At 73.9% G+C, this 9,869-nt stretch carries 6 protein-coding genes; 3 read left to right on the plus strand and 3 right to left on the minus strand.

The annotated features are described in order from the left end of the window. Positions 1 to 147: 147 nt before the first annotated feature. Complete coding sequence (locus ABD194_RS08425) at positions 148 to 1,167, plus strand: YdcF family protein (protein ID WP_343990034.1); 1,020 nt, start codon at positions 148 to 150, stop codon at positions 1,165 to 1,167. 13 nt (positions 1,168 to 1,180) lie between these two features. Here the strand turns inward: ABD194_RS08425 and ABD194_RS08430 are convergent, their stop codons facing one another. Both ABD194_RS08430 and ABD194_RS08435 read right to left on the minus strand, forming a co-directional pair. Further along, positions 1,181 to 2,734, minus strand: coding sequence for a fatty acyl-CoA synthetase (locus ABD194_RS08430; RefSeq protein ID WP_343990037.1), 1,554 nt, complete (start codon positions 2,732 to 2,734; stop codon positions 1,181 to 1,183). After that, entirely contained in the window at positions 2,731 to 3,537 is an 807-nt protein-coding gene (locus ABD194_RS08435) for an enoyl-CoA hydratase/isomerase family protein (RefSeq protein ID WP_343990040.1), read from the minus strand. Before ABD194_RS08435 ends, ABD194_RS08430 begins: the two co-directional genes overlap by 4 nt. Positions 3,538 to 3,766: 229 nt before the next feature. Here ABD194_RS08435 and ABD194_RS08440 point away from each other — a divergent pair, with 229 nt between their 5' ends. Next, a complete protein-coding gene (locus tag ABD194_RS08440) occupies positions 3,767 to 4,339 on the plus strand; it encodes an RNA polymerase sigma factor (RefSeq protein ID WP_343990043.1) in 573 nt (190 codons plus the stop codon). Positions 4,340 to 4,400: 61 nt separating this feature from the next. Then, entirely contained in the window at positions 4,401 to 5,276 is an 876-nt protein-coding gene (locus ABD194_RS08445) for a hypothetical protein (RefSeq protein ID WP_343990046.1), read from the plus strand. A 69-nt stretch (positions 5,277 to 5,345) separates the two neighbouring features. On the opposite strand, the gene ABD194_RS08450 is transcribed toward ABD194_RS08445, so the two are convergent. Beyond that, positions 5,346 to 9,869, minus strand: a 4,524-nt coding sequence (locus tag ABD194_RS08450; RefSeq protein WP_343990049.1) for a carboxyl transferase domain-containing protein, incomplete at its 5' end; no start/stop codon positions are given.

The raw sequence follows: 9,869 nt of genomic DNA on the forward strand, positions 1-9,869 counted from the left end.
CGGGATCACCGTGTGGCCGCGAGCAGCCAGGTGGTCGAGGAACGCGGTGCGGATCTCGTCGGCATCCATGCCTCGATTCGACACCCGCACGAGGGCCGCCCACCAGCCGGTTTCGTCCCGAGGGGTGCAGGACGGCATGCTCGTCGCATGCGCCCGCTCGCCGCCCTCCTCCTGGTCGCGGCGTTCGTCGTCCTCAGCGTGCAGGCCGCACGCGCGGAGCCGCGGCGGTGGCGCGTCGGGGTCTTCCTCCTCGGGGCGCTCTGGGTCGCGGTGGCGGGTGTCACTGCCGCGCTGGAGGACGCGGCGGGAGTCTCGGACCCGCACCGCGCATACCTGCTGGTGGTGCCGTGGTTCGGCGCAGCGGTCCTGGGGCTGCTGCTCGTCGGCTTCGGAGGCCAGGTCCTCCGCCCGGCCACCCGCAACCGTGCGGCGGTGGCCTCGCTCGTCATCGGCCTGGCCGTGTTGGCCGCGACCGCCGTCGGCATCCCCCTCTACCTCATCGGCTCGACCCCGGCGACGATGGCGCTCGCCGTCGTCCTGCTGCTCCCGGGCTACCCGGGACTCGCGCTGCTCGCGTACGCCCTCTACTGCCTCGGCTACCTCCGCCGGCGTCCGCGCCCGGCCCCGTCGGCCGTCGTCGTGCTCGGGTCGGGACTCGTCGACGGCACGGTGCCACGGCTGCTCGCCCACCGCCTCGACGCCGCTGTCGCTGCATGGCGCGACGAGCGCACCCGCGGCCACGACCCCCTCCTCGTCCCGACCGGTGGCCAGGGCGCGGACGAGCCGATGCCCGAGGGGCTGGCGATGACGGCCTACCTCGTGGCCCAGGGGGTGCCCCCGGAGTGCGTTGCGACGGAGGACCGCGCGACGACGACCGACGAGAACCTGCTGCTGTCGCGGGAGATCCTGCGCGCGCGGGGCATCGAGGACGGCCACGTGCGGGTCGTGACGAGCAGCTTCCACGTCGGCCGGGCCGCCCTGCTGAGCCGCAGGCTGGGCCTCGACGCGGACGTCACCGGCGCCCCGACGGCGTGGTACTTCCTGCCCGGCGCCTTCTTCCGCGAGTACGTCGCGGCCCTGACAGTCCACCCGCGCACCAACCTCGTCGGACTCGGCGCGTGGGCTGCGGCTCTCGCCGCGATGGCGTATGCCTTGACGCCGCGCTGAGGTCGTCGCGCGCTCAGGGCGTGGCGGGGTGGGCGGGGTGCGCGGGGTGCGCGGTCAGGTCGTCGCGCAGGACCCGCTTGAGCAGCTTGCCGCTCTGGTTGCGCGGCAGGGCCTCGACAAAGTGCACCGCCTTCGGCAGCTTGAACGGCGCGAGGGTGCCGCGCGCGTGGTCGATGAGCTCGGTCTCGGTCACGGAGTGGCCCTCGCGGAGCACGACGACGGCCGTGACGGCCTCGACCCACCGCTCGTGGGGCGTCGCCACCACGGCGACCTCGGCGACGGCCGGGTGCGTGTAGAGCGCGTCCTCGACCTCGCGGGAGGCGACCATGACCCCGCCGGTGTTGATGACGTCCTTGATGCGGTCGACGACGGTCAGGTAGCCCTGCTCGTCGCGGGTCACGAGGTCGCCGGAGTGGAACCACCCGTCGCGGAACGCCTCGGCCGTCGCGTCGGGCTTGTTCCAGTAGCCGGTGCACAGCTGCGGGGAACGGTAGAGCAGCTCGCCCGGCTCGCCCGCGGTCACATCGGAACCCTCGGGGTCGACGACGCGCGCCTCGACGAACAGGACGGAGCGGCCGCATGCCTCCGGCCGTTCGGCGTGCTCCTCCGGGCGCAGCACCGTCGCCAGGGGGCCGATCTCGGACTGGCCGAAGCAGTTCCAGAAGCCGAGCTCGGGCAGGCGCCGCTGGAGCCGGTCGCGCACCGGCACCGGCATGATCGAGGCGCCGTACTGAGCCTTGCGCAACGAGGTCAGGTCGGCCGTGCCGAGCGCGGGGTGGTTCGACAGCGGCACCCACACGGTGGGCGCAAGGAAGAGCGAGCCGATGCGCTCGGCGGCGACGCGCTCCAGGATCGCCTCGACGTCGGGCCGCGCCAGCAGGTGGTTCGTCGCGCCCACGGCGAGGTAGGGCAGCAGGAAGACGTGCATCTGCGCCGAGTGGTAGAGCGGCATCGAGTGCAGCGGGGCGTCGTCCTCGCGCAGGTCGAGCGCGACGATGCTCGAGACGTACTCGTGCACGAGGGCCCGGTGCGTCATCATCGCGCCCTTGGGCTGCGACGTCGTGCCGGAGGTGTAGAGCAGCTGCACGAGGTCGGTGTCCGCGACGTCGTGGTCCGGCAGGGGGACCTCGCCCTCGCTCCAGCGCGGCAGCACCGCGTCCTCGCCGCCGTGGAGCAGCAGGACCCGCTCGAGGCCGGTGTCGGCGCGCACCGCCTCGACCGACTCGCGCAGCCCCACGTCGACGAGCGCGACCCGGGCGCCCGAGTCGCGCAGCAGGTAGGTCAGCTCGGGCCCTGTCAGGGCGTAGTTGACCGGCACGTGGACGAGCCCGGCCCGGGCGCAGCCGAGGTAGGCCAGCAGGTAGGCGTCGGAGTTGACGCCGACGGTCGCGACCCGGTCACCGCGGGAGAGCCCGAGCCCCAGCAGGTGCGCGGCCGCGCGGGACACGGCGTCGTCGAGGGCGGCATACGTCCACGAACGGTCACCGAAGACGAGTGCCACCCGGTCGGGGTGCCGGCTCGCGCTGCGGCGGACGACGTCGTCGACGGTGCTCGAGGTGACGCTCATGGGTGCTCTCCGTTGCTCGGTCGGACGGGGTCGGGGGTGGCGGGGATGGCGAAGGCGGCGAGGAGGGCGCCCGCCTCCTCGGTGGCGGACAGTCGCGCGATGGTCGCGGCCTCGTCGCCGAGCTGCTCGACGTAGGGTCGCTCGGCGGATCGGCGCAGCAGGCGGGCCGCCTCCCCGACCGCCTGTCGGGGTAGGGCCGCGATCGAGGCGATCACCTCGCCGGCTCGGGCGTCGAGGGTCTCGGCCGGGCAGAGCTCACTGACGAGTCCCCAGTCGAGGGCCGTCGCCGCGTCCACCGGGGCCCCGGTCAGCAGGAAGAGGGCGGCCCGCCGGGCGCCGACCACCTGCGGGAGCAGGGCGCTCACGCCGCAGTCGGGCGAGAGCCCCACCGACGGGTATGCCGCCACGAACGTCGCGCCCTCGGCCGCCAGCACCACGTCGGCCGCGAGCACGAGCCCCACGCCGGCACCCGCGGCGGCGCCCTGCACCACGGCGACGACGGGAACGGGCAGGGCCCGCAGCGCCACGAGCGCTCCGTGCAGCACGCCTGCGAGCGCGGCGACGAAGGCCGGCCGGTCGCGGGCCGCCGCCATGGCGCGGACGTCGCCCCCCGCACAGAAGAGCCGTCCGTCCGCCCGGAGCACCACGACCCTGACGTCGTCGAGGCTGCTCGTGACCCGGGCGGCGGCGTCTCGCAGGGCGACCGCGGTCGGCAGGTCGAGGGCGTTGCCGGCGTCGGGGCGCGCGAGCCGGATGGTGGCCACGCCCTCCGACACCGACAGCATCGGCGGCGTCGTCGTCACGGGCTCATCCTGCCTGCCCGGCCGCACCTTTGTGGCGACTCGGTCGGTGCAGGCGGGGTCGGTCAGGTGATCCGCTTCCGCACCTCGAGGCACACGCCGCCGCGGGGGCAACAGCCCGGAGGGGGCTGGGCCGGGCCGCCCGGTCGACGTCAGGCTGGTGGCCGGGGCCGCACCCGCACATCCGGCCGAAACCCGGACAGGGTGACGACGCCCACTCCACACTGATGCCGTGATCGGCCCGGAGTTCGAGACCGTCGTCGCTGCCGCGCGCAGCGGCGACGAGGTCGCGTTCGAACGCCTGTGGCGCGACCTCAACCCGGCGTTGCTGCGGTACCTGGCTCTCGGCGGGGATGCCGCCGAGGAGGTGGCTGCGGAGACGTGGCTCGTCGTCGTCAGGGGGCTGCGCCGGTTCCGGGGCGACGAGATGGCCTGGCGCGCGTGGGTGTTCACGACCGCCCGTCGCCGGGCGGTCGACGCGGCACGCAAGCGGGAACGGGAGACGCGTCTCGGGGCGCGGGTCACGACGTGGGTGGCTCCAGTCACCGCTGACTGCGCCGACGTGGTGGTCGACCTGCTGACCACGGCGGAGGCGGTCGCCCTCGTCCGGAGGCTGCCGCCCCTGCAGGCGGAGGTGGTGCTGCTACGGGTCGTCGCCGAGCTGCCGGTGCCCGAGGTGGCGCGCGTGCTCGGCCGCAGTCCGGGCGCGGTCCGGGTCGCCGCCCACCGCGGGCTGCGGACGCTGGCCGGGCTGGTCGGCAGGAGCGGTGTAACGCTGGGCGAGGCAGCAGCGCTTCGGGACTGACATGGGCACGAACTGGCGGGACGAGAGGGGCCAGGGGCGCGGTCACGCCGCTCCGGGGTCCATGCGTCACACCCACCGGGGCGAGCCGGGGAGCGACCCGATGCGCGACCTGTCGCTCGCCCCGGTGGTCCTGGCGCTGCGGGCGGACCCGACGGAGCGAGAGCTCCACGGCGTGGGTCCGGCGCTCGCCGCCTACCGCACCCAGGTCGCGCACCGGCACATGGGATCGAGGAGACGGAAGATGTTCGCGACAGTCCTCGGCGTCAAGCTCGGCGCCACCCTGGGCGGAGTGGCGGCCGGGCTCGCCGGCGTCACCACCGTCGTGCTCATCTCCACCAACGTGCCCAGCGGTGCGCCGGGCACTGCGGGCCCGCCCGCACCCGTCCAGGCGCGCCCTGCCGTCGCCACCTCCACGCCCGGCGCCACGGGCACGGCCAGGAGCACCGCCACGCAGCGCGGCCCGGACGCGGACGGCCCGGCCAAGCACGGGCTCTGCACCGCCTGGAAGGCGCGGTCCAAGCACCGAGACCAGGGCGGGGCGAACCAGTCAGTGGCCTACCAGAACCTCGTCAAGGCCGCCGGTGGCAGCGCCAAGCTCGCCGCGTTCTGCGCCGACGTCCCCGCGCCGGGAGCCGCGGGCAACAAGGGCGGCAACGGAGTGGGGCGCCCGTCGGGCAAGGGCACCGGCAAGCCCACCGACAAGCCGTCGAAGTCGAAGGCAGGCGAGGCCACCGACAAGGAAGACGACTCGGCCACCGAGCCGAGCGAGACGAGCGAGCCGACGGAGCAGCCGGGCGACGACGCAAAGGGGACCGAGGACTCGTCACCCACGCCCGGCACGGCCCCGTCGACCGGGACCTCGCCCCACGCGACCACCGGTACGCCCGTCCCGCCGAGGGCGACTCCCGCGGTGCCGAGCCCCACGACCACTCCCTGAGCTCCGACGCAAGAGGGCGTATGCCACGGGGACGCCCCGGCGGCATACGCCCTCTTCGTGTTCCGGCCGTCAGCGCGCCGTCAGGCCCTCCTCGAGGGCGGCGATGATGCGCGGGCGCATCTCGGCGGCGCCGATGACGGCGTCGACCGAGCCGACCGAGACGGCGCGGTGGATGCTGTGCACCGTGTCGAACTCGGAGGCCACCTGGCCGAGCTTCTCGGCACGCACGGAGGTGCGCAGGTCGGCGAGCTCCGTTGCGAGGCGGGCCCGCTCGACCCCGGAGGCCCCGGTGAGGCTGGCCTCGAGCTCGCTGATGCGCGGGTCGGACGCCGTGCGGGCGTCGACGTCGCGGGAGAAGACGACGGCCGCGGCCGGGGCGCCGCCGAGCACCGAGGCGAACGAGCCCTCGATCGCCAGCACCGTCATGCGCGGGTTGAGCGTCTTGGAGAAGACGACGAACGCGCCACCGTGGTAGCGGGAGACGACCGTGAAGACGATCGGGCCGTCGAAGTTGACGATGGCCCGGCCGATCTCCGCGCCGTACTCGAGCTGCAGGCTGCGCATCGACTCCGGTGAGCCGTCGAAGCCCGACAGGTTGGCGAGCACCACGACGGGCCGGTTGCCGCTCGCCGCGTTGATGGCGCGGGCCACCTTCTTGCTCGACCGCGGGAAGAGTGTGCCGGCCGTGTAGGTGTCGGGGCCGTCGGTGGGAGGGAAGCCCCGGCGCGGCACCGACTTGGACTCGATGCCGATGAGGCACACGGGGATGCCGCCGAGGTGCGCGTCCTGGACCACCGCCGTCTCGGCGTCGGCCATGCCGGCCCAGCGCTCGAGCGGCTCGTGGTCCTGGTCCGAGACCGCACGCATCACGGTGCGGATGTCGAACGGCTTCTTGCGGTCCGGGTTGGTCGCGGCACCGAAGATCTCGCCGACCGTCGTGAAGCCGGACTCGGGCAGGTCGTGCGGGTAGGGCGAGACGTCGCGGTCGACGGGGTCCGTCGTGGTGACCCGTCGCGGTCCGGTCTCGCCCGGGCTGACGTAGGCGTGCTCGTAGTGCGCCATGAGGATGTCGCGGGCGACGGCGAGGTCCTTGGCCCAGTACTGCGCCTGGCCGTTCGGGCCCATGACGCGGTCGTAGCCGCCGATGCCGAAGTTGTCCTCGGCGCTGACGCCACCGGAGAAGTCGAGCGACTGCTTGCCGGTGAGCACCATGGCGCTGTCGGGCGTCATGACGAGGATTCCCTTGGTGTGCATGAGCATCGTGGCCTCGGCGTTCCAGTAGGGCTGGGCGCCGACGTTGATGCCGGCCACCACGATGTTGATCTCGCCGCCCGCCTGGGTGAACTCGATGATCCGCTTGAGCGCGCGGGCCACCCAGTCCATGTTCTCGGTGCCGGAGTCCATCGAGATGCGGGCACCGGCCGAGAGGGAGTACCACTCGAGCGGGACGCGCATCGACTCGGCGAGGTCGATCGCGGCGATGATGCGCGCGCACTCGGCCTCGGCGACCGACCCGAGCGAGCGCAGCGGGTCGCCGGACAGCACGACGCGCGTGACCCCTTCCGGGTGCAGGGTCGTCGGCGAGCTGACGACGGCGACGATGATGCCGGCCTTGTTGAGGCCCACCGGCCGCTCCACCGGCACGAGGGCGCCGGTGTCGTCGAGGTCGTGCTCGACGACGGCGCCGCCCTCGCCGGCGATCATCGACTGCAGCTCGTAGGGGTAGACCAGGCCGCGGCGACGGGCCCGCACCACCTTGGAGGCGTAGTCGTCGAGCGGCTTGAGCGGCTCGGTGGGCGGGGCGCCGAGCGTGCCGGTGACCCCGGAGCCGGGCTGGAAGTAGAAGCGACCCGCCATCGGCTGCGGCGCCTCGCCGGGCGCGCCGGCGACGGTGGCCTGGATGAGGACCTCCTCGATCCCGGCGCCGGCGGTCACCGGGGCGATCTTGGACTGCAGCGCCGTCAGCTGGCCGGGGTCGGCATCGATGGTGGGCCAGATCTGCACCCACACGTGGTTCATGTCGAGGCGGGAGCCCTTGGCGCCGCGGCTGGTCCGCACCCGGCGGATCGCCTCGAGGCAGTTGGTGATCGCGCGCTCGACGTGCGGCAGGCCGGTCACCTGGCCCGACTCGTCGCGCACGACGACGAGCTGGCGCACCTGGGCCAGCGCGACGAGGCGGCGGTCATCGGGGTTGTCGCGCGCCACGCACTCGTAGAGGAGCACGTCCTCGGGGGCGTCGAGCCGCGTCAGGTCGAAGGCCGTGAGGCGCCAGAGGTTGAGGCGGCGGCCGACCATGGGGTGCACGCCGCGCACGAGGTGATCCTCGACGAGGCTGCCCTCGACCGGGCGGAAGGTGAAGTAGTCGACGGCACGGCCGTTCCCGGCGCTGACGGCGACGGCCACCCGGCGTACGTCCTGGGCGAAGGGCAGCGACTGGAGCCGCTGCGCCAGCAGGTCGCTCGCGTCGTCGGGCGACTCGGGCTCCTCGTCCCAGCGCAGGTAGAGGTCGACGACGCACTGGTGGCCCTCGGGGCGGGCCCACACGTCGTTGGAGATCGCCGCGTCGAGGCCGCTGTCGGGCACCAGCTCGTCGACCGCGCCGATGGTCGAGGTCAGGTGCGTCGGCCGGTCGTCGAGGGTGTAGTCAGCGGTGGCGAAGGGCCGCCCGCCCTCGGTGAAGGTGTGCAGGCCGTGCAGCTCGTGCTCGCGGTAGTGCCGCTTGATGAGCACCTCGAGCATCGGCTCGTGCTCGGGCAGGGTGTGGGTGCTGCCGTCGTGCAGCCGCTCCGCGAGGAAGCGGACGATCTGCTCGGGGATCGCGGCGAGCTCGTCGATGCGCGCGGTGTGGTCGGGCGAGTCGGGCTCTGCTGCAAGGGCCGCCAGCTTGTCGCGCACCCCGGCGAGGACGCTCGCGCGCTCCTCGTCGACGAGCGGCTGGTCGAACCAGCGGAAGCGGACGCTGCGGGCGAGGTCGCCGATGACGGGGAAGCGCAGCTGGGTCGCGACGACGAGCCGGTCGAGCGCCTCGCGGACGGCGACGTCGAGCGGCGGCTCGGGGATCGGCTCGCCCAGCCACCGCTGGAGGATCGACGCGGCGAGGTGCACCTCCGGGGCGGAGCGCTGCTGCGCGAGGAAGATGCGGAAGACCGCCTCCTCCAGGTCGGGGGTGCGCTCGAAGTCCGTCACGCCGTAGTGGCTCAGCACCCGGGCGAGCTTGTCGCGGAAGTCCGCCGGCAGGCCGGCGCGGTCGACGTCGAGGCTCTGCAGGTAGGAGTGGAAGTGCTCGCGCGGGCTGTGGACGCGCAGCTCTGTGTGGCGCTCCTCGGCCACGGGACGGTTGCGGCTCAGCTCCGCGACGTCGGTGACCAGCTCGAGGAGGGCGATCTCCTCGGGGAGCGGGACGGCGCCCTCGGCTGCCAGCTCCTCGCGGGCCGTGAGGTAGCCGGAGAGCGTGCGGGTGTCGCCGTTGGGCTCGACGTCGAAGCCGAGGATGCTCGCCGAGAGGTCGCCGATCCCGCGGTCGACGCGCTCGCGCGCGCTCGCCTGCCCGGCGCTCGAGTCCGGCAGGTCGAGGTCGACGTCGGTGCCGGCTGCCTCGGGCACCTCGGCCTCGTCACCGGTCGGTTCCAGCCGCACGAGCGGGGCGCCCGTCTCGACCTGGCTGCCGACCGAGACGAGCAGCTCGCGGACCCGGGCGGCGAACGGCGCGGGCAGCACCGTCTCCATCTTCATCGACTCGAGGACGAGCACGGGCGCACCGGCGGCGACCTCGTCGCCGGGCTGCAGCGGGGTCGCGACGACGAGCGCGGGCGCGGGGGAGCGCACGACGCCGCCCTCGTCGCGGGTGACGCGGTGCGTGACGCCGTCGACCTCGATGAGGTGCACGGGGCCGTGGGTGGCGGTGACGAGGCGGTGCGCGCGGCCCTCGACGACGATGCGGCCGGCATACTCGTCGATCCGGTCGAGCGTTGCGTCGACGACGTGCTCGGTGCCGCCGTTGGCGATGGAGACGCGGTAGCGGTGGGAGGCGGTGCGCAGCACCATGACCTTGTATGCCGTGCCGCGCAACTTGAGGTCGATCGCGCGGCCCACCGCGTGCTGCACCTGCGGGCGCCCGCCGCGGGCGGACTCGAGCAGGCGGACGCGCTCGATGGCCTCGGCGTCCTCGTAGGCCTCGATGCCGGCGGCGACGAGCGCGACGCCGGAGTGGCGGTGCGTGACGAGGCGGCCCTCGGCGCGGACCCGGTCGATCCAGCCCGTGTCCGCCGAGCCGTCGATGACCTCCGGCTGGTCGAGCAGCTCGAGGATGAAGCTCTTGTTGGTGGCGCCGCCGTCGATGACGACGGTCGTCTCGGACATCGCACGGCGCAGGCGGGCCAGGGCCTCGTCGCGGTCCCGGCCGTGGGCGATGATCTTGGCGATCATCGAGTCGAAGTCGGCAGGGATCGAGTCCCCTTCTCCCACACCCGTGTCGACTCGGATGCCGGGGCCCGCGGGGAAGTTCAGCAGGCTGATTCGGCCGGGGCTGGGAGCGAAGTCACGGTCGGGGTCCTCGGCGTTGAGGCGCGCCTCGACGGCGTGGCCGCGCTGGCT

This window comes from Terrabacter terrae (genome assembly GCF_039529575.1).
In the GTDB taxonomy this organism is placed as follows: Bacteria; Actinomycetota; Actinomycetes; order Actinomycetales; family Dermatophilaceae; genus Terrabacter; species Terrabacter terrae.

Bases quoted from the DNA above. Each gene is read 5' to 3' on its own strand.
- ABD194_RS08430 (WP_343990037.1), bottom strand. From the start codon at position 2,734: ATGAGCGTCACCTCGAGCACCGTCGACGACGTCGTCCGCCGCAGCGCG.
- ABD194_RS08445 (WP_343990046.1), top strand. From the start codon at position 4,401: ATGCGTCACACCCACCGGGGCGAGCCGGGGAGCGACCCGATGCGCGAC.
- ABD194_RS08425 (WP_343990034.1), top strand. From the start codon at position 148: ATGCGCCCGCTCGCCGCCCTCCTCCTGGTCGCGGCGTTCGTCGTCCTC.